Below are 26269 nucleotides of genomic sequence, written 5' to 3'. Positions count from 1 at the left end.
ACAAAAGGTCGCCTGAATTTTCAGACGACCTTTTGTTTTTTATCTGGATTGGAATTAAACTTCCAATAATAATCTAGCTGGGTCTTCTAGTAATTGTTTAACACGTACTAAGAAGCTTACAGACTCACGACCATCAATGATACGGTGGTCATAAGATAACGCGATATACATCATCGGACGGATTACCACTTGACCGTTTTCAGCGATAGGTCTTTGGATGATGTTGTGCATACCTAAGATCGCTGACTGTGGAGCATTGATAATAGGAGTAGACATCATTGATCCAAATACACCACCATTGGTAATTGTAAATGTACCACCAGTCATTTCATCGATCGTCAATTTGTTATCACGAGCTTTTGTAGCAAGTTCAGCAATTGCTTTTTCGATTTGGTATAATGCCATAGACTCAGCATTTCTGATAACTGGAACTACAAGTCCTTTAGGAGCAGAAACAGCGATAGAAATATCCGCGAAGTCAGAATAAACGATTTCATTTTCGTCGATACGAGCATTTACAGCAGGCCATTCTTTCAATGCAGTAGTAACTGCTTTGGTGAAGAAAGACATAAATCCTAAACCGATACCATGTTTTTCTTTGAATGTATCTTTGTATTTAGCACGAAGATCCATGATAGGTTGCATGTTTACTTCATTGAATGTAGTTAACATGGCTGTATCATTTTTAACAGCTACTAAACGTTTAGCGATTGTTTTACGCAATGAGCTCATTTTCTCACGGCGTTCAACACGATCACCAGCTTTAGCTGGAGCTGTTGGAGCAGCGGTTGCAGCCGGAGCAGCAGGTTTAGATTCAGTTTTCGCAGGAGCTGCTTGAGCTTTCTCAGCGTCCTCTTTCGTGATTCTACCGTCTTTACCAGTTCCTTTGATTGTAGATGGATCGATACCTTTTTCTCTTAAGATTTTAGCAGCAGCAGGTGATGCTGTGCCAGCAGCGTAAGTTTCAGGACTCTCGTCAGCAGCTTCAGCAGCTTTTGCTTCAGCTTGTGCCGCAGGAGCTTCTTCTTTTTTCGCTGGAGCATCTCCAGATCCTGAAGGAGCAGAACCTTCTTCGATCGTACAAACTACAGCACCGATTTCAAGAGTATCTCCCTCTTGAGCGATTATGCGTAAAATACCCGCTTTTTCAGCTGGTAATTCAAACGTTGCTTTGTCAGATTCCAATTCGGCAATGTTTTCGTCCATTTCGACGTAATCACCATCTTGTTTTAGCCATTGGGCCAAGGTTACTTCGGTAATTGATTCGCCAACCGAAGGGACTTTGATTTCTAAGCTCATATTTACTTCTTTTAAACCGTCGTTAAATATACTATAATATTACAACGGACGGTTAAACATTTTGTTTATTCAAATGATTTATTAATTATCGCTTCTTGTTGCGCTACATGTTTTTTCATGTAACCTGTTGCAGGGCTACCACTTTCAGTACGTGCGATATAATCTGTAAAATCTAAATCAGTTTTACGGAAAATACGGCAGTAATATGGCCAAGCACCCATGTTTTCATTTTCTTCCTGAACCCAGATGAATTCGGTCGCTTTCTTGTACTTCGTACGGATCGCTTGGAATTTCTCTACTGGTGCCGGATATAATTGCTCTACCCTTACGATAGCAACATCAGTGCGTTTCTCTGTTTGTTGTCTCTCTAATAGATCATAATAGATTTTACCAGAACAGAATAAAACACGTTTTACGGTAGTTGCTTTTGCGTATGAATCATCAATAACTTCTTGGAAGTTCTCTTTCGTAAAGTTATCTAATTTTGAAACAACTTTAGGATGACGCAATAAACTCTTAGGAGTGAATACCACCAAAGGCTTACGGAATTCTCTTACCAATTGACGACGCAGTAAGTGGAAGTAGTTGGCAGGAGTTGTACAGTTCGCAATAATCATATTGTCGTTAGCACATAATTCCAAGAAACGCTCGATACGTCCAGATGAGTGCTCAGGTCCTTGACCTTCCATACCGTGTGGTAGCATCATCACCAAGCCATTCGATCTTTTCCATTTTGTCTCCGCACTTGACAAGTATTGGTCAACAATGATTTGAGCACCATTGTAGAAGTCACCAAACTGTGCTTCCCAAATAGTTAAGGCTTGTGGGTTAGCTAATGCATATCCATATTCAAAACCTAAAACTGCATATTCTGAAAGTAGGGAGTTGTAGATATTGAATCGCTCACCGCCATTAACATTTGCCAATGGGATATATTTTTCTTCAGAATCTTCTAATGTAAGAACCGCATGTCTATGCGAGAAAGTACCACGTTGAACGTCTTGTCCAGAAATACGAACGCGTTTTCCTTCATCCAATAAAGTCGCATAAGCCATTAATTCACCCATTGCCCAGTCGTAGTTGTCATTTTTAACCATGGCAGCACGATCTTCGAACAATTTCGAAATCTTACGGAAGAATTTTTTGTCCTTAGGAAGGGTAGTGATCTCATTCGCTAACTTCAAGAATTCTTTTGCAGGAACCTTCGTGTTAACTTCTTCATAGATCTCAGCTTTCTTAGCAGCATGTAATCCTTTCCATGCTCCACCGAACATCGGAATCTCATCATCCAATTTATCCGTTTTCTTAGCGATGTCCAATTGCTCCTGAAGGTAATCCTTAAATTCCTTCTCTATGTTTTTTACATAGTTTTGGTCAATTGATTTTTCATCCACTAATTTTTTCGCATATACATCTTTTGGATTTGGATGCTTCTCGATTGCTTTGTACAACAATGGTTGAGTGAACTTAGGCTCATCCGCCTCATTGTGTCCATAGCGACGGTAACATAGTAAATCGATGTACACGTCTGTTTTATATTTTTGACGGTATTCTACCGCTAAATTAATCGCATAAACTACAGCTTCTGCATCATCTCCATTTACGTGGAATACTGGTGAAGAAGAGATTTTCGCTACATCTGTACAGTAAGTTCCAGAACGAGCATCTTTATAGTTTGTTGTAAAACCAACTTGGTTGTTGATTACGATGTGGATTGTACCACCTGTACGGTATCCCTCAAGTTTTGACATTTGAGTAACCTCGTAAACAACACCTTGACCAGCAATCGCTGCATCACCATGAATTAAGATAGGAGCAATCTTCGAAGAGTCTCCATTATATTTCATGTCAATTTTAGAACGAACGATACCTTCAACAATTGGATCTACAGTTTCTAAGTGTGATGGGTTTGGAGCTAATGAAAGGTGGATAGATTTACCATCTTCCGTAGTAACGTCGGATGAATATCCTAAGTGATACTTCACGTCACCACCAAATTGCAATTCAGGATCTTCTTCCGCATACATCTTACCTTCAAATTCAGAGAAGATTGTTTTGTATGGTTTTCCCATGATGTTTGCCAATACGTTCAAACGACCACGGTGAGCCATGCCGATCATGAACTCCTGAATTCCTAGGCTAGCACCTTTTTCAATAACTGAATCTAATGCTGGGATTAAGCTTTCTGCACCTTCTAAAGAGAAACGTTTTTGACCTAAGAATTTGGTTCCTAGGAAGCTCTCGAAAATAACAGCTCTGTTTAATCTCTTGAAAATGCGTTTCTTTTGGTCAACATCATAATGAGGTTGATTTCTATCCGCTTCCATATGGTCTTGCAACCATTTAATTTTTTCAGGGTTACGGATGTATTTAAACTCAGCACCAATTGAACGACAGTAGGTGTCTTCAATCAGCTGACGAATATCTCTTAATTTGGCAGGACCTAAGCCGACTTCAACACCCGCATTGAAAACAGTATCCATATCAGATTCTGATAATCCGAAAGTTTCCAATTCTTTACCAGGGTAGTATTTACGGCGCTCGCGAACAGGGTTGGTTTGTGTGAAAAGGTGTCCACGGTCTCTATAACCATGGATCATGTTTAGTACGTTGATTTCTTTTAATGCGTGATCAGATACTCCTTCAACTGATTCAACTGAACCGCCTTCAGATGTCTGACCAAAATCAAATCCTTCAAAAAACTTCTGCCAACCAAAATCTACTGAATTCGGGTCAGCCTTGTATGCTTGATATAAACCGTCGATGTAACTCGAATCAGCATTACTCAAAAATGTCAAATTGTCCATGTGGATTGGGATCATAAAATTTTGCCAAATTTATAAATAATAAACATACTTTTCCGCATTTAATCGATATAAAATACAATGTTTTAGCATGTTTTTTAGTCTATTCTGTATCAGAAATAAATAATAGTCAATTTTTGATAAAACTTAAGGTTTTTAGAATGAAATGTCAAGTTTTAGAGCAGCCTTAATGCCTAATCTCTTATTTTGAAACATATAATCTTTTAGCAAGGTCTTGCCAGTCAGCGCAGCTGTTTTCTTTTGGACTAGTGCCAACAGCTGCCATGTGCGACCAAAAACCGTATGTCGTTGCGGGTGCATAATCTAAAAGATGTTCCTCAAAAAAACTTGCTCCAGCCAACCAGTTTGACCCTAGTTCTTGGGTGAAGTATTTGGAAATCAATCTTCTTTCTGCATATGTAATGTTTCCAGTGTCCAAAAGGTTTTGGATGATCTCATCAATGCCACTTTCACCTGTGTTGGCCGTTTTCCAACTCATAACCAGTTCTTCATTGATGGACTCAGAATTCTTCGCCTCCGATTCAATGCCATTCAGTTTAAAAAATACATTCGGGTATTTCTTCAACATAAAGCGGAAATAATCACGCCATAACAACATTGTCATCAATCGATCAAACCTTTTCTTGTTTTGGCTTAAGGATGAATTCTGCATCTCATGGTAAACATAAATAGGAGATAAGGATCCTATTGCAATGTATGGAGAGACTAAGGAGAAGTTTTGGAAATTATCATAACTCGGATCCAATAAGTTTTGAAGCTTATCAATTCCGTTTTGTTCACCACCTTGGAAATTCTGCGAACCCAATTGATTAATCTCTTCATCTGAATAACCGAGATCCAATAAACTTGGTAAGCTTGTTGATTCCAAATGCTGAGGACTTAAGATCTTATCAGGTGCTACCAATGGTGCCCGAACTGAACTCTCTCTTTCGATTTTCTTTCTGAAAATATTGAACTTATCAGGAATATCCTTGATCGGAAATGGAAGATCCTCTTTATGAAACAAAGTGTGACCTATGAAATGGCGGAGGTTGATTTTGTTATCCCACAATGCTGCTTCCACCAGCTCTGAGATTTGCGTCTCGCGTGAAGCGACTTCACGATGATGATAAACTTCACTAACCTCATATTTGGCACATAATATTGGAAGGATATCTTCGGGCTTACCGACAAAGGTCATAAGGTCACTGCCCATACTTAGCAATTTTTCCTTTAGATCCAGTACGGATTCCAATAGAAATTGCGCCCTTTTTATGCCCGTATTGTTGAATTGGAATTTGTTTTTGCGGAAATAACGTGGGTCAAAACAGTAAACAGGGATGATTAAGTCTGATTTTGTTATAGCTTCAGTTAATACTTCATTATCATGCAGCCTTAAATCATTCCTAAACCAAACAAGAACTACTTTTTTACTCATACTATTTTCCCAGAAATGCGTTACTTAACAAATATAGGCTATTATATGCTTCTAGGGGTAAGCCTGCCCCGAATTTTTACATCCCCTAGACAATGTGATTAATTGTTAATTTTTGTTTTTTTTGTAAAATTTTTAGAAATTTTAAACTTTCGCAGTTTAATTCTGTTAGCATTTAATAAAATATAATAAATACCGGAGGTGAGATGGAAGTGTTATTATCTGGTCTGAATTCCTATTTAGGTAATCGGGCAATGGGTAACTTAAGTAGGGAGGACTTTAATGTACATGGTATTGCTCGTGACCTCGATTTATTTAAATCGAAAGTCTTCGAATCAATAACAGCCACGCTTGATAAAGTTGATTTATTAAGAAAAGGGAAGGAATTTGATGGTTTTTCTATCGATTCTGGAATTGGCTTGTCTATATATATTACTCATGTTCCTACATTAGGCGAACTTGTAAATCTTAATTTAGAACTTATAACGTTGAAAAACTTTATTGAGCTCACTAAGCGCAATGGAGGTAAACGTATTGTATATATCGCTAGATTGATGGATAAGCCCTTTATCAAAGATATTGAAGCACTCTTGAAATCGTCTAATATCACTTACACCATTGTGCTCAAAAACCTAGCGATAGGCAAGGGTAGTGTCCTGGATAAATACATGCACCGCTTGATCAATGGGAAATATCTGCCTTATGATAAGCTGTTTGCCAATGTGAGATTTAACCCAATCTCTTCTTTGGACTTACTTCGATGGATCTATAATGTCGATTGGGATAAGCATTTCATCAATGAAACCATTGAAATAGGAGGCCCTAGTACCATTACTGTTCAAGAAATGTTCCGCCTTTACAAGAAAATGCTGTATCCGAATGCTGATGTTAAAAGTATTCTGTTGCCACACTTTATCATGAGCTTGGTCTTTCGGAAAGCTTACCATATTCACAAGGAAGATATCATCGATTTCAAAAGACTGATGGAGAAAGAATATCCCATCGACAATACCTCATGGAAAAATGATATGCTTTTTTCCTTTACCCCTCTAGATCAGGTCATCAAGCTTGACCAATAATTCTTAAACCTTCTTAAATTGCCACTATTAGCTTACATTTGTAGCTATTCGAGCTATTTATTATGGGATATAAGAGTTTACAAGAATGTGTGACGGACCTGGAAAGAAATGGTCATTTAATTCGTATCAAAGAAGAAGTTGATCCTTATCTAGAAATGGCGTCTATCCATATGCGGGTGTATGATGCTCAAGGACCTGCCTTACTCTTTGAAAATATTAAAGGATCTAAGTTTCCTGCAGTTTCCAACCTTTTTGGAACTTTGGATCGCTCAAAATTCATGTTCCGTGATACCCTGGAACATGTTAAGAAATTGGTGGAAGTCAAGATGAATCCAATGTCTGTCTTGAAAAAACCATTTTCCTATGCTGGTTCTTCGATGGTGGCCTTAGGTGCATTGCCATGGAAAAAAAAGTCCTCAGCACCTATTCTTTATGGTCAGACTCAAATCTCTGAACTTCCGCAAATTGTAAATTGGCCAATGGACGGAGGTCCCTTTGTGACCATGCCACAAGTTTATTCGGAGGATATTACCAAGCCTGGAATAATGAATGCCAACCTAGGTATGTATAGAATTCAATTGGCTGGGAATGAATATATCCAGAATCAAGAGATCGGATTGCATTATCAATTACATCGTGGAATAGGGATACATCAGACCAAGGCAAATGAGCTTGGAAAGCCTTTGAAGGTAAGTATCTTCGTGGGTGGCCCGCCTTCGCATCCTTTGTCTGCTGTTATGCCTTTGCCGGAAGGTCTTTCAGAAATGCTTTTTGCAGGAGCATTAGGGAATCGCAGGTTCCGATATTTTTATGATGAGGAAGGGTTCTGCATTTCTGCAGATGCCGATTTTGTCATTACTGGGACAGTCTACCCAAATGAGAATAAACCTGAAGGTCCTTTTGGTGACCATATCGGTTATTATTCACTCATTCACCCATTCCCATTAATGAAAGTGCATAAGGTTTATCACCGTCAAAATCCTATTTGGTCTTTTACGGTCGTAGGTAGACCACCTCAAGAGGATACCAGTTTCGGAGCATTGATCCATGAAATTACTGGAAATGCAATTCCTCAGCAAATTGGTGGCCTGCATGCGGTGCATGCTGTGGACCCTGCTGGTGTTCACCCACTTTTATTTGCCATTGGAAGTGAAAGATATACGCCTTATCAAAAGGTAGATAGACCCCAAGAGGTACTGACCATTGCGAATCAGATATTGGGGACAAACCAATTGAGTTTGGCAAAATATTTATTTATCTCAGCTTTTGAAGATAATCCTAAACTTGATATTCATAGCATTAAGGATTTCTTTACCCATATTTTTGAAAGAATTGACCTCAGCAGGGACTTACACTTCTTGACCAACACCACCATCGATACCTTGGATTATACAGGTGATGGATTGAATGCTGGTTCGAAAGTAACTTTTGCAGCAGTAGGGGATGTGAAAAGAAAATTGGTCACAGAGTATCCAGCAGGACTTGACTTACCAAGACCGTTTAATCAAGGGAAATTAGCATTGCCTGGAATCATTGTTGTGGATGGTAAAGCTTTCACAAGTTATGAAGAGGAAGCAAAGGTTATGGAAGAATGGTGCGAGGCAGCAAAGGATCAAAATTGGAATGGTATTCAATTGATCGTTCTGGCTGATGATGCTGCTTTCACTGCTGAAAATGAAAATAATTTTGTCTGGGTTACTTTTACTAGATCCAACCCGGCTTATGATATCTACGGTATTGACAGTTTTACTTCACATAAGCATTGGGGCTGTAAGGGTCCTGTAATTATAGATGCCAGAAGTAAACCTCATCATGCCCCTGATCTTATTAAAGATCCTGAAGTAGAAAAAAGAGTTGATCAGTTAGGTGCTAAAGGTGGTTCTTTACACGGAATTATCTAATTGAGATAACAGTTTTATAGCAAAGCCGATTCATTTAAATGAATCGGCTTTTTTCGTTTTTGAAACAATTAGATCTAAAGAAAGTCCATGAATGAAGGATATTTTTAACAAAAAGCTTGTTTTCCTGTAAATAATGCAACCATTCGAATAAATAATTATTAAATATTCAATAAAAATTAAAAAACATTATGAATATTGTTTTTTATTACTTTACTTTGTGTCAATAATTCATAGAAACAGATAAAAAATTAACAAAACAATAATCGTATGTGCGGAATTGTCGGAGCATTTGAATTGAAGCAACCCTTGGAGTCCTTAAGACCGCAGGTCTTGGAAATGTCGAAAAGAATTCGTCATAGAGGACCAGATTGGTCAGGGATTTATAGCTCAGAGAAGGCTGTATTAGCCCATGAGCGTTTAGCGATCGTAGATCCAAAATCAGGAAGTCAACCCTTATTCAGCCCAGATGGGCAAGTGGTACTTGCTGTAAATGGTGAAATCTATAATCATAAGGAACTGCGAAATTCATTGCCTAATTATCAATTCTCGACCTTATCAGACTCTGAAGTTGTACTGGCTCTATATCTTGAGAAAGGTCCCGCTTTTGTGGAAGAGCTCAACGGAATTTTTGGATTCGCATTGTACGATTCACGTGAGGATTCCTTCTTTATCGCCAGAGATCATATGGGAATTATTCCTCTATATTATGGGAAAGACGAGTTCGGACAACTGTTCGTCGCGTCTGAATTAAAATCATTGGAAGGGTTCTGCTCAGTAATTGAACAATTCCCTCCGGGACATTACCTATACAGCAAAGAGAGCCTAGAGCCACAGCGCTGGTATAAAAGAGATTGGGAAGCCTATGATACGGTAAAAGATAATGAAACAGATATTGCCAAATTAAGAAAGGGATTAGAGGATGCTGTATATCATCAGTTGATGTCTGATGTACCTTATGGTGTTTTACTATCAGGTGGTTTGGATTCTTCCGTAATTGCAGCTATCACCAAAAAATTCGCTTCCAGAAGGATTGAATCCAATGATGAGGAGGAAGCTTGGTATCCGCAATTGCATTCATTCGCCGTAGGATTACAAGGTTCTCCAGATTTGATTGCAGCCCAAAAAGCTGCCGACCATATCGGTACTATTCATCATGAGGTAAACTTTACTATTCAAGAAGGTTTGGATGCCATCCGGGATGTAATCTATCATTTGGAAACCTATGATGTAACTACTATTCGGGCCTCTACACCAATGTATTTATTGGCCAGGGTCATCAAATCCATGGGGATTAAAATGGTATTATCCGGCGAAGGATCTGACGAATTATTTGGTGGATATCTTTATTTCCATAAAGCTCCAAATGCCAAGGAATTCCATGAAGAGACTGTTAGAAAATTGAAAAAACTTTATCTATATGATTGCCTCCGCGCCAATAAGTCTTTGGCTGCATGGGGGGTAGAAGGTAGGGTTCCTTTCTTGGATAAGGAGTTTATGGATATTGCTATGACCATCAACCCTGAGGATAAAATGATCAAGGATGGTAGAATGGAGAAATGGGTTGTGAGAAAAGCTTTTGAAGATTATTTGCCGGAATCAATTGCCTGGAGACAAAAGGAACAATTCTCAGACGGTGTTGGCTATTCATGGATTGATACTTTGAAAGCCCAGGCTGAAGCAAAAGTTACCGATACTGAATTTGAAACTGCAGCAAAAAGATTCCCGATCAATACTCCGAAAAACAAAGAAGAATATCTATACAGAAGTATTTTTGAGACACATTTCCCATCCGATGCTGCTGCTAAAACAGTACCATCCGTGAAATCAGTTGCTTGTAGTACGCCAGAAGCTTTAGCTTGGGATGCCTCATTCCAAAACCTGAACGACCCTTCCGGTAGAGCTGTTGCCAATGTACATAATGAGAGTTATGGAAAAACAACACAAGAAGAATTGCTTAAATCTTAGTTTAATCATATCATATCAACTTGTATTAAGGTAGGCCGTAAGAAATTATGGCCTATTTTTTTTGGTCTAGGATTATCCCTGCAGTGATCCCAAACTGGGCAAGAATATAGGTGCTCATGATGTATAGACCCGAATCCGCAATATAAGCCACAAATTTATTGACAGCCAATATGGAATCGGATACAATGAATAAAATAGCACCTAGCATACAAATGATAAAACTGGCTAGGTTGGTTTGATATTTCCTGGTATAGGCAAAAAACGCCATCGCAGCAATCACAATGATATATAGAATTACAGGAATTTTTAAAGGTCCTAAACTTGGCTGTAGGATGGTATAGAGATAGTAGGAATAGCTTGCCAAAATACCTGCAACCAGAATATAACTCTTATGCCGGCTTAATTCTTTAGGACTGCTTTGTTTGATAAATGCAGTCACATAAAGGACATGGCCTATCAAAAATGAAGCTAATCCAGCAACGAACATATCCTTCAACATCAGAAAAATATCCCCCAAACAACCAAAGAACAGACCAATGCCAACAAGCTTGTCAATATTTCTTTTAAATCCGGTTTCCTTGAATAGGATATAAATAAGGCTGATACAAATTAATGGCTTGCTGATATACCGAAGGGTAGGAAGATTAGCATAAACACTATACAGATGAAGCAGCGCAATGACAATAAATGCTATGTATAATTTGTACTGCTTCATCTCAGGATTAATTCGTTTCTATCGGATTGTTCTTTGCTTTATTCCGTTTTACAAGAATATAACTGATCCATAGAATCAACATCCATGCTGGAATCAATTCCACAGAAATTTTCAGCCCCGTAAACCACATCATTACCAAAACACCTACTAAAAATAGTAAGCTGAAGTAGTTACTGATTGGATATAGAATGGTAGGGAACTTAGTTTTTATGCCTTGCTTGTCTTTTTGCTTTCTAAAGAACATATGGGTCAAGGTAATCATGATCCAGTTGATGATTAAGGCAGAAACAACCAAGGACATCAAAATTCCTAAGGCTTCTTTCGGAATAACTTTATTGATTACAACGGTAATTGCCACAATTGCGGCAGAAACCAAAATGGCATTTACAGGGGAGAAGTTGGAATTTAATTTCTTCAAAAACCTAGGTGCATTTCCTTGTTCAGCAAGTCCGTAAAGCATTCTTGAATTACTATAAACACAGCTATTGTAAACCGATAGAGCGGCCGTCAATACTATCACATTCAATGCGTTTGCAATGATACTGGTGAAGTAAAAGGTCTTTCCAAATAACTCAAATTGGAAACCTTTTAGGGTCGCAAAAACCTCGACGAAAGGACTGGTATCTGCTGTAATAGTTCTCCAAGGCATTAGGGCAAACAAGATAAAAAGCGCTCCTACATAAAACACCAAGATTCTCCATAATACTTGATTGGTTGCTTTAGGGATGTTTCTTTCAGGATTTTCGGCCTCAGCAGCTGTAATACCTACCAATTCCAATCCCCCAAAAGAGAACATTATTATGACGAGTGCTGCCAGTAATCCGGAATACGCGATATCTCCACCGCCACTGAGCCAACCGTGAGGAAAGAATCCGCCATCATTGTAGAGGTTTTCTACCGTTGCTCTTTCTCCACCATTTCCTGAAAGTAGGAGGTATGCTCCAAAGATAATCATGGCAATGATCGCAACAACCTTAATGATCGAAAACCAAAATTCAGTTTCCCCATATACTTTCACAGAAGCTAGATTGATTACATTGATAACGATAAAGAAAAATAAGGAAGACGTCCATAAAGGTATTTCTGGCCACCAAAATTGTACATATTTACCGATGGCAGTCAATTCAGCCATACTCACCAAGATGTATAATAACCAATAATTCCATCCCGAAGCAAATCCTGCAAAGGGTCCCCAGTATTTATTGGCAAAGGAGCTGAAACTTCCTGAAATAGGTTCTTCAACGACCATCTCACCTAATTGCCGCATGATAAAAAATGCAACCAAGCCCGCAATCGCATAGCCTAAAATAACGGAGGGTCCAGCCAATATTGCTGCCTGACCAACCCCTAAAAATAATCCGGTTCCAATAGCTCCACCTAAAGCAATTAACTGTATATGTCGATTACTTAGACCTCTTTTTAATTCTTTATTGTTGTTTTCTTGCACGCTGAAGAAGGTTAATTCCTGATGTTAATGATTATCGATGGGGCTAAACCCGATCTTAGATTAATAAATGCCACAAGATAAATTTTTCATTTTAATTTTTGTGCATCAAATAAAATAAAGAAAACATCTTGTCGATATTTAAGACGTAATAATTTTTCTTATGTTAAGTAGGTGTTGCTTCTATTCCATAAAAAAACGGGCAAACATTTCTTGTTTGCCCGTTTTTAATCCTTACTTTTTATTGTTGTTTTGCAGTCATATCAACGCTGCAACATCCCTTACCACATCCCGATTTGGGTTTCTTCGAAAAGAAGGGTTTGAAAATCACATATACTGCGATAACAAATAGGACGAAAATGATTATGTACTGAATAATTAAGCCCATTACTTTAAAATTTGATATGCAATTAATGCAGCTATGTAGGCTAATCCAGTCATGAAGAAGGTTTGAATCAAAGTCCATTTCCACGAACCGGTTTCCTTACGAACCACACCAATCGTTGCCATACATTGCATGGCAAATGCGTAAAATAATAATAACGAAATTCCCGAGGCAAAATTGTATGCTGGCTTGCCTGTATTGGTATTGATTTCAGAACGCATCCGGGATAATAATGATCCCTTTTGCCCCTCATCTTCAATATCCACATCTGGCCCCATACTGTAAACAACCGCCATTGTTCCAACAAATACCTCTCTAGCTGCAAAGGATGAAATTAATCCGATTCCCATTTTCCAGTCATAACCCAGTGGTCTAACGATTGGTTCAATTCCCATTCCTATATAGCCTAGGAAGGAGTGTTCCAATTTGTAGGAACCAATCTCACGCTCCAGGTCTTCAGCGCTTAGTGTTGGGTTGTTCTGTTGAATAATCTCTTCAGCGTCATAGAACTTTCTGTTCGGACCGAAGTTTCCAAATACCCATAAGACAATTGAAATCATCAATATAATCTTACCCGCTTCAATAATAAATCCTGAAGCTTTATCCCAAACATTGGTCAAAACGTTTTTCCAATCTGGTAATTTATAAGTCGGAAGTTCAAAAATTAAGAAAGAGGAACGAACGCTTTTGATCACTTTATTTAAAATCCAAGCGGAACCCAAAGCTCCTACAATCCCAAGGATATACATGATAAATAATGTGATTCCCTGTAAATTAAATCCTAGGAATGTATCTGCAGGAATGATCAAGCCGATGATAACGATATAAATTGGTAATCGCGCCGAACAGGTCATAAATGGAGTTACCAAGATAGTCAGCAAACGTTCCTTTGGATTTTCGATGTTCCGTGCTGACATCACTGCTGGAATAGCACAGGCAGCACCTGACATCAATGGAATTACTGATTTACCATTCAACCCGAATGGTCTTAACCATCTGTCCATTAAAAATACAACCCTGCTCATGTAGCCTGATTCCTCCATCAAGGATAGAAATAAGAATAAGATTACAATCTGAGGAACAAATATCACAATACCACCAATACCGGCTACTATACCATCCACAAATAAAGAGGATAGGGGACCTTCTGGTAATACGGAGGATAAATAGGCTGTTAATTCTCCAAACGACCCGTCGATCCAATCCATTAACGGACCTGACCAACTAAAAATGGCTTGGAAAATCAAGAACAATAAGCCAAAGAAAATCACATATCCGAATACCGGATTCAATAAGATCTTGTCAATTTTTCCAGTTGTCCCTAAAGTTTGATTTTCAGATTTAACTAAAATTCGCTCTAGTTCTGCAGTGATTTTATCTTGTCTGATCAAGGATTCAGTCTTCTGCATTTCATGTGCATCAAGCTGATATTTATCTCGGATATTTTTTAGAGCGATTTGCTTCTCTTCATCCAGATAACTTACATTTTCCTGAGCCAGATATTGCCATGTTAGGTATTCAGTAGCTAAAGGAAATATTTTCTTGGCTTCATTTAATGCATCTGTATATTTTTCAGGAATTTGAAATGTTCCAAGATAGATGGAAGGTTTCTCATCGAACGATGCAATAAGCTTTTCCAAACCTAATCCCGAACGGGCATTGGTCTGATAGACCTTGGTCTTTAAGTAAGATTCTAACTTTTGGAAGTCAATATTTACCCCTTTACTTTTTACCTCATCAATCATGTTGACTACGAAAATCGCAGGTAATCCAAGTTCACGTGCTTGTTGGTAAAGGATAATTCCTCTTTTTAGTGTGGAGGGTTCTGCCACCACGACGGTCAAATCGGGCTTATATTTATTTTCCTTCTGGCTTAAAATTTTAAAAACAATTTCCTCATCTAAAGAGTTAGGAAATAGAGTGTATGTGCCAGGAAGGTCAATGATATGATAAGTTCTATTATTGGCTTTTAAAGTACCTTCTCTTTTCTCAACGGTAATGCCTGGGTAATTTCCGACTTTTTGGTTGAGTTTTGTTAATCTGTTAAATAGGGAGGTCTTACCGACATTTGGGTTTCCAAGTAAGACAATGTTAGGATCTTTCATTATATTAATTCTGCTATGATGAGTTTAGCTTCAGATTTACGGATAGCGATCAGGGCATTGTTTTCAATAATGTTGACACAGATTGGTCCACTTAGAGGAGCTTTATGTTTTATTTCAATCACTGAACCTGGGTAGAATCCAAGTTCATAAAATTTTGCAGGAATATCTGCAGATTGTATTGCATTAATCTTAGCGAGGTCTCCGATTTTTAATTTATCAAGGCTAATATTTTGCGGCATTATTCGTGAATTATTTATGTGTTTTTAAAAAAAATCAACATTAGCAAAGATAAATAATTAAAATCTTTTAAATTGCGGATTAAGTCACACTAATGTATTATTAAATATGCCGAAGATCGAAGAATTGGTTAAAGTCAGGCAATTCGCAAGTCCTTGGCATCGCGCAACGATCAATATTATTTACACTAACAACTGGTTGAACGTGATGCTTGAAAAGAGAGCGAATGCCAAACAAATCACCTTGCAACAGTTTAATGTGTTGCGCGTCTTACGCGGTCAGTATCCTAAACCCGTTACCAATAACTTGTTAAAGGAAAGGTTGCTCACCAAAACCCCTGACATCAGTAGGTTGGTGGACCGTATTGTAAGCAAAGACCTAGTTTCTAGGGAAAAAAACAGCGTCGACAAGCGCGCAGTAGATCTGTTAATCACAGAGAAAGGCTTGGAATTGCTTCAAGAAATCGAAACAGAGATGATGTTGGATGATGTTCTTCCTCAAAACATTAGCGCTGAGGATTGCTTGAAACTCAGTGAACTGTTAGATAAGTTTCGAGGACATCTCGATGTCTCCGACTTCTAATTAATGTTCATGATCATGATGGTCATGATCGTGATGATCATGATTGTGGGTTTCCTCAGTTTGTTCTGATGGCCCATGATTATGGTGAGAATGATCGTGACCTTCAAATAAAAAGTTAGCCATCGAAACCAAAATCCCCAGTAATACCGCCAACATCTTTTTCTTGTTGAAGGTATGGTGATCCGCAGAACCTGATTCAAATAAAATGGTCGTCGAAATATGTAGGAATATACCAATGACAACTGCCATGATCTTATCGAAATATTGAGCTATATTTCCAATTTCTCCCGCACTGATTCCTTTACTTGTTATAAAACCAAGGGGTGTCATCGCTGCAAAAACCGCAATAAATAAGACGATGGTCTGCTTATTCAAGCGTGTACCAATCAATAAACTACCTAATGCAAAGGCTGCTGGGATATGGTGGATGGCAATCCCAAAGACCAGTTCGTTGCGGTGTCCTGAAGCTAAAGGAAATCCCTCCAAAAAGGCATGCAAACATAAACTGATTAGAATCGCAATCGGAAAAGCCTGATGCTTGTGACCCTCATGACTCTGGTGGATGTGTCCATGCTCAATCCCCTGAGAAAAATGTTCCAATACCAATTGAAATAAAAATCCTCCTAGGATGTAAAGACCAATTACCTCCCCCGGAGTTTGGTTGCTATGGTATACCTCAGGAATAAGGTGTAATACCGTAATGGCAAATAAATAGGCCCCACTGAAGGATAAAACCAATTTTAATAATTGGGTATTATCTCTTTTAACAAAGAATACGGCAATACCACTTAGTAATGCGGAGAAAAATAAAATGGATACGATCAAGAAACTACTCATGCAGCTGTTGGTGTTGGAATGGGTTTGGGTTCAAAAAATTGAGGATAAAACCTCTTAAATAAATATCCTGTTCCTAATCCAATCAGGGTTCCTAATATTGCCCCACAGAGAATATCCAATGGGTAATGAACGCCGACATAGATTTGAGAAAATGAAATAGACGCCGCCCATAGAATACACAACCAAAGAGTGTGTTTCCATTTGCGACGGAATAATACGATCCAGAAAAAGGCAAGCGCAAAATGATTTGTAGCATGGGAGGAAGTAAAACTAAACCCTGAACCACATCGAGCTCGTAAATTGACTTCATTCTTGAATACTACATCATTACATGGCCGAACCCGTTTAACTGTTTTCTTTATCAAATGTGATGATGTCGCATCTGAAATTCCAAAAGTTGCCAAGGTACAGGCCACGATTAAAACTCCAGTCTTGCCATAATGCTTGATAAAGAAAATAATCAAAAATAAATAAAGCGGTGACCAGGTATAAGGATTTCGTAAAATAGGTAGCAACCAGTCAAAAACAATATTGCTTAAGCCCTGATTGATTAATAGAAATAATTCTTGATCGAAATGTATTATTTTCTCTAACATATTTTTGAAGTAGAACTGTCCAATTTTATTAATTAAATCAAATCTAAAAAAATAAGACGTAATACCTTATGTAATATCGTAAACGAAACAAAGTTGCAACAAAGATATGCATTAGAAGGAAAAAAAGAATAAAAAACCACAATAATTATTTTAATACACTATTTTTACGAGCATTAATAACAATTAAACTTATGGCTTTAATAAAATCAATTTCAGGAATTAGAGGAACCATAGGCGGTAGACCAGGTGATAACTTAACACCTGTAGATATTGTGAAATTTACCGCTGCCTACGGAAAAATTATTACGGAAAACGCTGAAAATAAAACTATTGTCGTTGGTCGTGATGCTCGTATTTCTGGAGAAATGGTTTCTAATCTTGTGATCGGAACGCTTCAAAGTATTGGTGTCAATGTGATTGACCTTGGTTTGTCTACAACTCCAACCGTGGAGATTGCAGTCCCTAAATTAAAAGCTGCTGGCGGAATTATTCTAACAGCATCCCATAATCCAGGTCAATGGAATGCCTTAAAACTTTTGAATGATAAAGGCGAGTTTATTGACGATGCAAAAGGTAAAGAAGTTCTTGAGCTTGGTGAAAGTCTGAATTTTGACTTTGCAGAAGTGGATCAATTAGGTTCTGTTACAAAGGATGATTCTTTCCTACAGAAACATATCGATGATGTTCTTGCATTAGAGTTTGTGGATGTGGATGCTATCAAAAAAGCAAACTTCAAAGTTGCTGTTGATGCGGTTAATAGTACTGGTGGTACTTTCATCCCTGCATTATTGAAAGCTCTTGCTGTAGAAACTGTTTATAAGATTCACTGCGAACCTAATGGACATTTTCCACATAACCCTGAGCCTTTAAAGGAACATCTAACTGATCTTTCGAAAGCGGTATTGGATAATAAAGCTGATTTAGGTATCGCTGTTGACCCTGATGTTGACCGTTTGGTGTTCATGATGGAAGATGGGGAATTATTTGGCGAGGAATATACCTTGGTTGCTGTTGCTGATTTTATTTTGGGTCAGAAAAAAGGAAATACCGTTTCCAACCTTTCATCCACGCGTGCATTGCGTGATGTGACGGAAAAACATGGTGGCCAGTATTTCGCTGCTGCAGTAGGAGAGGTGAATGTGGTTACTAAAATGAAAGAAGTGGATGCTGTTATTGGTGGTGAAGGTAATGGTGGGGTGATTTATCCTGCTTCACATTATGGTCGTGACTCATTGGTAGGAGTGGCTTTATTCTTGACTCACTTAGCTAAATTAGGTAAGAAAGTAACAGAATACCGTGCTGAATTGCCTCAATATTATATGTCCAAAAACAAGATTACTTTAACTCCTGAATTGGATATTGATAATCTATTGGCAAAAATGCAGGAAAAATATGCGCATGAACAACATTCTACAATCGATGGCTTAAAAATCGATTTTCCAAATGAATGGGTGCATCTGCGTAAATCGAATACTGAGCCTATTATTCGTATTTACTCTGAAGGACCTAGTCCTGAAGCTGCTGAAGCTATAGCACAAAAAATAATGAATGAAATTCAGGAAATTGTAGGCTAGTCTACAACCCCAAAATAGGAAATCCTCCAATGACTAAATGTCTTGGAGGATTTTTTTTATAGTTACAATTTAGCTGACCAATATTATGTTCCTGTTTACAAGGATTTTGTTTTAAAAAGTTACAATTCTCGTTTATCATAAAAATTTTACTGAATCAAAAATGATTTTTTAGTATCTATTTCAAGGAAAATATTTTTTTTTATAGCTATTCGTCTACAAGATATTATACTATTCAATAAATTTGGCAATAAATTAAAATGATTTCGCCGTGAAAACACAAACCCGCTTATTAAGCTTATTATTTTTGTCTACTGCTTTGTGTCTTTCATCTTGCGAGAAAGAAGCAGAATTCAAAAATGTTCTTGTCAAGGAGGAGAAAGCTAACATTGAAACCAACACAGGCTTCACCGATAGAGAAGTCAAGATGTCTTCCGGCTCATGGAAGGTGGTTTACGTAAAAAACATTAACCCTACTCATTACTTATTGGATGGTGGATTACAATTAATGCGTCTCGGCAGTTTCGGTCGTGTGGATTGTTCTTTAGGTTTTATTTCCTTAGAAAAGAAATCCTCCGATCCTGACAAACTATTTATCTCAATGACCGAGAATCTTAGTAATGATCCTCGTCGAATCCTTATCGGTATTGAAGATGAGAATTCAGCTCGTGAAGTTGAAATTACACAACAAAAAGGTAATGAATATGAATGGGTGAAAACAGAGGTAAAGGAGAATACCGCTGCTCGTAAAATATGGAAACAGAAGTTGCCAGCAGTTACAATTGATAACAAGGCTACAACTCCGTTAACATTAACAACGCCTGTAAAGGAGTTTTATAAGGAAGCTGCCTTCATCTCTGACTTTACTTCTGATTACTACGGAACCTTTGATTGGGCTCCAGATACTTTAATTGGAATGGCACCTTTTATATACCAAGGTATCAAGTATTGGGATGCTAAAGTGAAGTATGTAAAAGGAAAACAAACAACAGCATTTATGGCTGATGCAACCCAGCCTGTAAATGTGGTGACTCCCGCTAATTCTAAAAGATCGGTATTCGCTGAGGTAACTTTTATTTCTCGTGAATGCGACTATACGATAACTCTCAAAAATAAAACTACTGGATTCTTGGCTACCCTTGTTGGACGTTGGAAACAAACCGTTCCGATCAAGGGGGAAATCAAGAGTCTGTAGTTAAAATTTCCATTTCGCTATTTCGTGTCCATAGAATACGATTATAGATAAAATAGTTTTGTTCAATTAAAAAATATATTTTATCTTTGCGACTCATTAAATATTAACAATTTTAATAAATAACAATGTACGCAATAGTAAATATAGCAGGACAGCAATTTAAGGTTGCAAAAGACCAATATCTTTTTGTACACCGTTTACAAGGAGACGAAGGCGCTAGTATTGAATTTGACAATGTATTGTTAGCAGAAGACGGTGGTAAGTTTACTGTAGGTACTCCAAGTATCTCAGGTGCTAAAGTTTCAGCTACTATTTTGTCACATTTGAAAGGTGAAAAAGTTATCGTTTTCAAGAAAAAACGTCGTAAAGGTTACAAGAAGAAAAACGGTCACCGTCAACAATTCACTAAAATCCAGATTACTGGTATCAGTTTATAATCGAATTTTTAATCTGACGCAAGTCTTAAATTAGAATAAAGAAATGGCACATAAAAAAGGTGCGGGTAGTTCCAAGAACGGCCGTGAGTCACACAGTAAGAGATTAGGTATTAAAATTTTCGGTGGTCAACAAGCAATCGCTGGTAACATCATCGTACGTCAACGTGGTACTCAACACAACCCTGATGCTAACGTTGGTATCGGTAAAGATCATACCTTATACGCTTTAATCGACGGAACAGTAGTTTTCCGTAAAAAAGCTAACAATAAATCTTATGTATCTGTTCTTCCAGTAGAAGAAAATAACTAAGGTTTAAATAAAAACATAAAAAAAGCCTGTTTGGAACTCCAAACAGGCTTTTTTTATGAACATCAATTCCAGAAAACAATGGTGGTCATTGGAGGGCGTATCGCATACGCCCTTTTTATTCCCCCACGCAATACGCCCTTTTTATTCCCCCACGCAATACGCCCTTTTTAATACCCCACGCATACGCCTTTTTTATTCCCCACCCATACACTTCTTTTTAATTACCCCTTTATTCCCCCTATAAATAACCATACCATCATCGGTCATTAGAGGGCGTATGCAATACGCCCATACAATTCGTTTCATTTATCTGACATACCTTCCGCGTTGTATTCACAAGCCCCATAGGGGCGATATGTTTGTAGCAACGAACATTCCCCAACGTACAGCCCCATAGGGGCGAAATATCTGTAGCAAGGACCATTCACCAACATACAGCCCCGTAGGGGCGACATGTTTGTCTATCAATCGCCTAAAAATAGATTTCAAATCGAAAATTTGGAATGACAATTACATAATTATATTGGGATTTAGGGAAAAAGCTTCCAAATTTCCTGTCCTTCTGAGCGTAGCGAAGAATCTATTTTTATCCAACCATGGGTAGGGGCGTATCGCATACGCCCTTTTTATTCCCCCACGCATACGCCTTTTTTATTCCCCCACGCATACGCCCTTTTTAATACCCCACGCATACGCCTTTTTTATTCCCCACCCATACACTTCTTTTCAATTACCCCTCTATTCCCCCTATAAATAACCATACCATCATCGGTCATTGGAGGGCGTATGCAATACGCCCGTACAATTCGTTTCATTTTTCCGACATACCTTCCGCGATGTATTCTCAAGCCCCATAGGGGCGGCATATCTGTAGCAAGGACCATTCACCAACATACAGCCCCGTAGGGGCGGCATATCTGTAGCAACGAACATTCCCCAACGTACAGCCCCATCAGGGCGACATATCTGTAGCAACGAACATTCCCCAACGTACAGCCCCATAGGGGCGATATATCTGTAGCAATGAACATTCAACAACATACAGCCCTGTAGGGGCGACATATCTGTAGCAACGAACATTCAACAATGTACAGCCCCTTCGGGGCGACATGTTTGTCAATCAATCGCCTAGAAATAGATTCCAAATCTTCGATTTGGAATGACAATTCCGTTGTGTTTTATAAAACAGATTCTTCGGCCTTGCTCAGAATCCCTCTCTGGGATCTAGCCATGCAGGGCTTAATTGGTTTAACACCTCCTTTTACTAACATTAAACTCCTCTGGAGTTTCTTCCTCCCATTCCCAAAAAAAATAGGCGGACCAATTAATTGGTCCGCCTATAATCACGTGGAGAATACCGGATTCGAACCGGTGGCCTCTTGCCTGCCAGGCAAGCGCTCTAGCCAGCTGAGCTAATCCCCCTTAGCGCAGCAAATATACTGGAATTTCCGATATTTCCTATTTTAGCGCCAAATTATATTTTGTCCCATCTAAAAGGGATACTTCCAACATAAAATTGCTGAAATCAGCGTAGCTAGCTGCTGGATAGACTCCTTCTTTGATTTGTAATTTCCGGTAGCAAACCATTTTCCCATCCTTGATATCAACTGTTAACTCGTAAACCCCCATGGGAACCTCATACTTCTTTTTTAAGGGGATTATTACATGATGTAGGTTATCTGGTAATTGAATTTCTGTTTCATCAATATCGGTATATCCGCGTGTGATTTTAACTAGGTTACTGCGATTGCGAATATCTGGAATTGGAGAAATACGATTTAGGAAATTTGGAAATACGGTGATGTTATTATTGTTTTTTATTCCGAAATTCTCGGCCTCAATGCTCAGCTCCTCCGTTAAGGAAAGCTTGGGACCATCATTGATGCTGTATTTGATGTCGTTAAATTGAATTCTATTGATATCGTATTGGCGACGTAGGTTTTTGATTTGATCATCCTTTATTTTTTTAACATTGACAAAATGATTTTCAAATTGTGTCCCTGCGAATTCTGTATTGATTGTACCACTGATTTTTCCTTCAGGTGATAACACGAATGAACTTTTGCGGTGTTGCAGGTTTTGATCGTAGGAATAAACTGCGGTACGCATTATTTTTCCACCGTTTTCAGTAACTGTAAGGACCAGACGATCATCTGTAAAATCACCAAGGTATCCGAATGGAAGCTCTTGACTAGTGCATTCCAACCAAGTCGTATCATTTTCAAAAGGCAAACATAAAATGATATGGTTTCCATCAATTAGATTGGCGAATTCGGGATCAACATCCATCTTTCTGTTGCCAGCTTCAACAATACAATAATAGGACGGTATTTTGACCACATCCAACAATGCCTGCATATAGTTTACCAGGGCTTTACAATCGCCATATCCTAATCGGTCCACATCAGATGCCGGAAATGGCTCCTGACCACCTATACCGATCTGAACTGAAATATATCGTGTTTTCTGTTGGAGATATTCATATAAGGCTTTTGCCTTCTCCTTATCTGTTTTTAAATCCTTACATAGGTCATTTACCTTAGCAATGGTCGCATCAGGTAGCTTTCGCTTATCTTTCAATAAATTGACGTTTAGCCAATTGCCGAAATCATTCCAACTGTTGACCTGGCCAGCATGCTTGTAGTATTCAAAGGATTCCGGAACTACAAAAACCCGCATCCCTGTTTCAAAACGATTTGGACTATATGGTTCAGAACGCACTGCCGGGATATTGCTGACTTCCCAAAAATAAGATTTCTGTTTCCCCTTGATTTCCTCTTTGCCTTCGCTTTTAAGGTTTTTCTTCAGGATCCTCAATTTATTATTCGGATCCGCTAAGATCTCATAACTGCTTTTTTGGACAGATACATCTCCATAGAAATTTGGTCTCCAAGAATTTATAGCCAGGGTTTGATTATGACGGATTTCATAATCAAATACCACCGTATATGGAAAGGAGGAGAGTGATGGCGCTAAATACTTAATCCTCGCATTGGTGAACAAGGTGCTCTCTTCAGAGGCACTGTAATCCTTAAAATCTTTAACTGAGAATTTTTTTACAGTTTTGCCATCCGCATCTAAGACCTCGCCTTTGATGTTTTTTATCTGACGAGATTTATCATAAGAAAATTCAATCCGATTATAATCTTCACCAGCGTTATTATGGATAGTAATAACCCTTCTGCCCGTTTCAATCATTTCACTTGGACTTAGGATGTTAAAAGTCTGATGTTCTTCACGAACGGTAGCAGAAGCCCTGCTCAGGAGCTCTTTTGGGATGTCACTTACTTCATATTGAGCATGCGCATTCAGATGAAACAGTACAGCTATAAATGCGAATATTCTGATTTTTCCCATCATATCTTTTTGAATTGAAAGTCTGTCATTTGTTGTTGGATTATCCTTGCGAAAAATTCCTTCAAATGGAAGTATTCCTCTTGGTTGTAAATCGCCTTATTTAAAGCGATCGATTGCTGAACCATCAATAAATCTTCATTCACTAGAGATTTAAAGATATATTTGGCAGTACCTTCTGGCAAAGCCATCGAAGTATCCTTTGGTTTACTGCTGTTTACAAAGCCTTTGGGTAGACTAATGGAGATATTAAAACTTTCTAATTGAGGAGCACCAAGATCTACATGATAGGTCCTTTCTTCCAGTTTAAAGGGGTTTTTTGTTGTTCTTTCATAGAAGGTCGGATTCAATAAAAAATTAGCCTCTTTGTAATTTTCCCTCAAATCCATTTCAAAACTTAATGTTTCTATGAAATCCTTATCTAAATTTTCTAGATTTTCTACTTTGACCCCCAAAACCCGCATACTGCTGATTTTCTCCATAATTCCTTCTTCGTATTCCTCAAAACTGTTGTATTCGTCAATTTCTCTCCGTTTAAATAATGCATCCAAACCAGAGTATAATACCCGAATAGTACCGGTAATCTTGCCTGTAGAATCCAACTGTCCTAAAATATTAATCGATTTCTTCGCTGGAACCACATTTTTTAGGTCTATCCAATCAGATTGATTTTTTGAATAGATTACTCGACCGCGGTCATTGATTGATTCTATGGATAACTCACCGAATGGAAGAAACTTTTTGGAAGCATCCAATAGATAATCCTTGCCATCAATCTTTGCTAAACAGATCACAGCATTAAAATCACTCATTGAAGGGTATAAGTAATTGGGCATTCCATTCTGACGAGTAGAGATAATCACGGGGAATGCTTCTATTTCAGCAGCATTTAATGCCGCAATCAAACTGAAATTAATATCACCGATATTTCCCTTTTTTGTTTCCAGGGCTTTCTTAATTCCGACTTCGGAAAACTTCCCAATGATATGGTTCCAAACGATGTTTTTTTGAATGTAATAGTAGATCGCCTTTGCCTTATCCAATGCCGATTCCTTGTTGCCTATTATTTCTGGTAAAATATCCTTAAATGCAGATTTGTTCTTTATCTGACCACCGAATTCTTTGTCTTGCATCAAGTCCTGATCAATGTCGGACCATTTTTTCGCAAAGTTGGTATGTGGACCATTGGGGTCAAGATAAGTTCGTAGTTCATAATTGATGGATGAAATATAGTTAATCGGGGCTAGCATATAATCCTCCTCTTTAAAAGCGGGGATATCTTTCATGGTATAAGTGAACTTGGAACAATCTTGACGAACTCCATTCAGAAGGAAATGCTTATAAAGGACTTCGGATTTACGATCCGTTAAGGGAAGGAAACCTTTTAAGTTAATATTGTAATCAAATGTAGCCGGAATTATGGATACATACTCACTGTGAATTTTTGGAAATTCAGATTGGAAATACCAGGTACGATAGGTTCTTATTGCTGGTGAATATAATCGATATGAATACTCAATAATGGAATTATCCTTAATATTAGGAAGAGTAAACTTTACTAATTGGTTATATTGTGAAGCCTTTTCCGTGAAGATGGCTTCTTTTTTTAGTTCATCTGTGATGAGTTTGCCATTATCAAAGTTTATTGTTTTTCCCTGAATTTCCCGAACATATTCCATATCTGGACCATATTTATAAAGTGTGATCGTGACATTCGCAGCATTTACACCTTCTTTATCTAGGATTTTTATCCTGACATAGGTGGAATGAACCACACGCATTCCCCGATCACTTTCGCTATATTCCAAATCTGTTCTCCCATGTTCATAGATGACTATGGCATGGGCAGAAGTGTCAATTTGCTTATGATCTGTAAGGAATAAACCAACATCAAGTTTTGGCAATGGATTTTCCTGGGTATAACCCATTAGACATGCACATAGCATACCTAGCCCTAGTAAGATAGATTTCATAATGATTTGGTAATAATTTAGGTCAAATGTAAATAATTTACATCT

The 26269-nt window shown here is 38.1% G+C and carries 19 protein-coding genes and 1 tRNA gene; 8 read left to right on the top strand and 12 right to left on the bottom strand.

The genetic code is table 11. From position 1 onward, the window contains the following. Window positions 1-54: 54 nt before the first annotated feature. From odhB to PZ892_RS12755, 3 genes are all read right to left on the bottom strand, one after another. Window positions 55-1299 (bottom strand): 2-oxoglutarate dehydrogenase complex dihydrolipoyllysine-residue succinyltransferase, encoded by a 1245-nt coding sequence (gene odhB / locus PZ892_RS12765; protein WP_094279950.1) that lies wholly within the window; start codon window positions 1297-1299, stop codon window positions 55-57. Between the two features lie 65 nt (window positions 1300-1364). Continuing rightward, window positions 1365-4106, bottom strand: coding sequence for a 2-oxoglutarate dehydrogenase E1 component (locus tag PZ892_RS12760; RefSeq protein WP_094279951.1), 2742 nt, complete (start codon window positions 4104-4106; stop codon window positions 1365-1367). A gap of 199 nt (window positions 4107-4305) precedes the next feature. Continuing rightward, window positions 4306-5541, bottom strand: coding sequence for a deoxyribodipyrimidine photo-lyase (locus tag PZ892_RS12755; protein WP_094279952.1), 1236 nt, complete (start codon window positions 5539-5541; stop codon window positions 4306-4308). A 203-nt stretch (window positions 5542-5744) separates the two neighbouring features. Between PZ892_RS12755 and PZ892_RS12750 the strand changes: the two genes are divergently transcribed. The 3 genes from PZ892_RS12750 (at window position 5745) to asnB (ending at window position 10483) form a co-directional block, all read left to right on the top strand. Beyond that, window positions 5745-6617 (top strand): hypothetical protein, encoded by an 873-nt coding sequence (locus PZ892_RS12750; RefSeq protein ID WP_094279953.1) that lies wholly within the window; start codon window positions 5745-5747, stop codon window positions 6615-6617. 62 nt (window positions 6618-6679) lie between these two features. Beyond that, window positions 6680-8518, top strand: coding sequence for a UbiD family decarboxylase (locus tag PZ892_RS12745; RefSeq protein ID WP_094279954.1), 1839 nt, complete (start codon window positions 6680-6682; stop codon window positions 8516-8518). 267 nt (window positions 8519-8785) lie between these two features. Further along, a complete protein-coding gene (gene asnB, locus PZ892_RS12740; RefSeq protein ID WP_094279955.1) occupies window positions 8786-10483 on the top strand; it encodes an asparagine synthase B in 1698 nt (565 codons plus the stop codon). A gap of 52 nt (window positions 10484-10535) precedes the next feature. Here asnB and PZ892_RS12735 read toward each other — a convergent pair whose 3' ends face one another. The 4 genes from PZ892_RS12735 to PZ892_RS12720 all read right to left on the bottom strand — a co-directional run bounded on the left by PZ892_RS12735 (window position 10536) and on the right by PZ892_RS12720 (window position 15371). After that, the gene (locus PZ892_RS12735; protein ID WP_094279956.1) at window positions 10536-11198 is read right to left on the bottom strand and encodes a lysoplasmalogenase; all 663 of its coding nucleotides are present in this window, start codon (window positions 11196-11198) and stop codon (window positions 10536-10538) included. 7 nt (window positions 11199-11205) lie between these two features. Continuing rightward, entirely contained in the window at window positions 11206-12645 is a 1440-nt protein-coding gene (locus tag PZ892_RS12730; protein WP_094279957.1) for an amino acid permease, read from the bottom strand. Window positions 12646-13029: 384 nt separating this feature from the next. Beyond that, window positions 13030-15132 carry a ferrous iron transport protein B gene (gene feoB, locus PZ892_RS12725; RefSeq protein ID WP_094279958.1) on the bottom strand — a complete coding sequence of 701 codons (2103 nt, stop codon included), beginning with the start codon at window positions 15130-15132 and terminating at the stop codon, window positions 13030-13032. Further along, window positions 15132-15371 carry a FeoA family protein gene (locus PZ892_RS12720; protein WP_094256044.1) on the bottom strand — a complete coding sequence of 80 codons (240 nt, stop codon included), beginning with the start codon at window positions 15369-15371 and terminating at the stop codon, window positions 15132-15134. The genes feoB and PZ892_RS12720 overlap by 1 nt, the downstream gene beginning before the upstream one ends. 106 nt (window positions 15372-15477) lie before the next feature. Between PZ892_RS12720 and PZ892_RS12715 the strand changes: the two genes are divergently transcribed. Beyond that, window positions 15478-15951, top strand: coding sequence for a MarR family transcriptional regulator (locus PZ892_RS12715; protein WP_094279959.1), 474 nt, complete (start codon window positions 15478-15480; stop codon window positions 15949-15951). On the opposite strand, the gene PZ892_RS12710 is transcribed toward PZ892_RS12715, so the two are convergent. Both PZ892_RS12710 and PZ892_RS12705 read right to left on the bottom strand, forming a co-directional pair. Continuing rightward, complete coding sequence (locus PZ892_RS12710) at window positions 15952-16788, bottom strand: ZIP family metal transporter (protein ID WP_094279960.1); 837 nt, start codon at window positions 16786-16788, stop codon at window positions 15952-15954. Continuing rightward, on the bottom strand, window positions 16785-17384 hold the full coding sequence (locus tag PZ892_RS12705) for a phosphatase PAP2 family protein (RefSeq protein ID WP_094279961.1): 600 nt from the start codon (window positions 17382-17384) through the stop codon (window positions 16785-16787). The genes PZ892_RS12710 and PZ892_RS12705 overlap by 4 nt, the downstream gene beginning before the upstream one ends. A gap of 191 nt (window positions 17385-17575) precedes the next feature. On the opposite strand from PZ892_RS12705, the gene glmM reads away from it, so the two are divergent. The 4 genes from glmM to rpmA all read left to right on the top strand — a co-directional run bounded on the left by glmM (window position 17576) and on the right by rpmA (window position 20897). Further along, window positions 17576-18958, top strand: coding sequence for a phosphoglucosamine mutase (gene glmM / locus PZ892_RS12700; protein ID WP_094256040.1), 1383 nt, complete (start codon window positions 17576-17578; stop codon window positions 18956-18958). Window positions 18959-19226: 268 nt separating this feature from the next. Further along, window positions 19227-20150 carry a hypothetical protein gene (locus tag PZ892_RS12695; protein WP_094279962.1) on the top strand — a complete coding sequence of 308 codons (924 nt, stop codon included), beginning with the start codon at window positions 19227-19229 and terminating at the stop codon, window positions 20148-20150. Between the two features lie 125 nt (window positions 20151-20275). After that, complete coding sequence (gene rplU / locus PZ892_RS12690) at window positions 20276-20587, top strand: 50S ribosomal protein L21 (RefSeq protein ID WP_093098124.1); 312 nt, start codon at window positions 20276-20278, stop codon at window positions 20585-20587. Between the two features lie 43 nt (window positions 20588-20630). Next, window positions 20631-20897, top strand: coding sequence for a 50S ribosomal protein L27 (gene rpmA, locus PZ892_RS12685; RefSeq protein ID WP_094256038.1), 267 nt, complete (start codon window positions 20631-20633; stop codon window positions 20895-20897). Between the two features lie 1348 nt (window positions 20898-22245). Here rpmA and PZ892_RS12680 read toward each other — a convergent pair. The 3 genes from PZ892_RS12680 to PZ892_RS12670 form a co-directional block, all read right to left on the bottom strand. Beyond that, window positions 22246-22319 (bottom strand) — tRNA-Ala (locus PZ892_RS12680). 36 nt (window positions 22320-22355) lie between these two features. Next, window positions 22356-24257 carry a DUF3857 domain-containing protein gene (locus PZ892_RS12675; protein WP_094279965.1) on the bottom strand — a complete coding sequence of 634 codons (1902 nt, stop codon included), beginning with the start codon at window positions 24255-24257 and terminating at the stop codon, window positions 22356-22358. Continuing rightward, on the bottom strand, window positions 24254-26224 hold the full coding sequence (locus tag PZ892_RS12670) for a DUF3857 and transglutaminase domain-containing protein (RefSeq protein WP_277711416.1): 1971 nt from the start codon (window positions 26222-26224) through the stop codon (window positions 24254-24256). Before PZ892_RS12670 ends, PZ892_RS12675 begins: the two co-directional genes overlap by 4 nt. Between the last annotated feature and the right edge of the window lie 45 nt (window positions 26225-26269).

This window comes from Sphingobacterium sp. WM (genome assembly GCF_029542465.1).
In the GTDB taxonomy this organism is placed as follows: Bacteria; Bacteroidota; Bacteroidia; order Sphingobacteriales; family Sphingobacteriaceae; genus Sphingobacterium; species Sphingobacterium cellulitidis.
Note: the sequence above shows the minus strand (reverse complement) of the source record. Positions and strands in the feature narration are given on the sequence as shown.

Bases quoted from the DNA above. Each gene is read 5' to 3' on its own strand.
- PZ892_RS12715 (WP_094279959.1), top strand. From the start codon at position 15,478: ATGCCGAAGATCGAAGAATTGGTTAAAGTCAGGCAATTCGCAAGTCCT.
- rpmA (WP_094256038.1), top strand. From the start codon at position 20,631: ATGGCACATAAAAAAGGTGCGGGTAGTTCCAAGAACGGCCGTGAGTCA.
- PZ892_RS12735 (WP_094279956.1), bottom strand. From the start codon at position 11,198: ATGAAGCAGTACAAATTATACATAGCATTTATTGTCATTGCGCTGCTT.
- PZ892_RS12755 (WP_094279952.1), bottom strand. From the start codon at position 5,541: ATGAGTAAAAAAGTAGTTCTTGTTTGGTTTAGGAATGATTTAAGGCTG.
- PZ892_RS12705 (WP_094279961.1), bottom strand. From the start codon at position 17,384: ATGTTAGAGAAAATAATACATTTCGATCAAGAATTATTTCTATTAATC.
- PZ892_RS12745 (WP_094279954.1), top strand. From the start codon at position 6,680: ATGGGATATAAGAGTTTACAAGAATGTGTGACGGACCTGGAAAGAAAT.
- PZ892_RS12750 (WP_094279953.1), top strand. From the start codon at position 5,745: ATGGAAGTGTTATTATCTGGTCTGAATTCCTATTTAGGTAATCGGGCA.
- feoB (WP_094279958.1), bottom strand. From the start codon at position 15,132: ATGAAAGATCCTAACATTGTCTTACTTGGAAACCCAAATGTCGGTAAG.
- odhB (WP_094279950.1), bottom strand. From the start codon at position 1,299: ATGAGCTTAGAAATCAAAGTCCCTTCGGTTGGCGAATCAATTACCGAA.
- asnB (WP_094279955.1), top strand. From the start codon at position 8,786: ATGTGCGGAATTGTCGGAGCATTTGAATTGAAGCAACCCTTGGAGTCC.
- rplU (WP_093098124.1), top strand. From the start codon at position 20,276: ATGTACGCAATAGTAAATATAGCAGGACAGCAATTTAAGGTTGCAAAA.
- PZ892_RS12720 (WP_094256044.1), bottom strand. From the start codon at position 15,371: ATGCCGCAAAATATTAGCCTTGATAAATTAAAAATCGGAGACCTCGCT.
- PZ892_RS12670 (WP_277711416.1), bottom strand. From the start codon at position 26,224: ATGAAATCTATCTTACTAGGGCTAGGTATGCTATGTGCATGTCTAATG.
- PZ892_RS12760 (WP_094279951.1), bottom strand. From the start codon at position 4,106: ATGGACAATTTGACATTTTTGAGTAATGCTGATTCGAGTTACATCGAC.
- PZ892_RS12675 (WP_094279965.1), bottom strand. From the start codon at position 24,257: ATGATGGGAAAAATCAGAATATTCGCATTTATAGCTGTACTGTTTCAT.
- glmM (WP_094256040.1), top strand. From the start codon at position 17,576: ATGGCTTTAATAAAATCAATTTCAGGAATTAGAGGAACCATAGGCGGT.
- PZ892_RS12710 (WP_094279960.1), bottom strand. From the start codon at position 16,788: ATGAGTAGTTTCTTGATCGTATCCATTTTATTTTTCTCCGCATTACTA.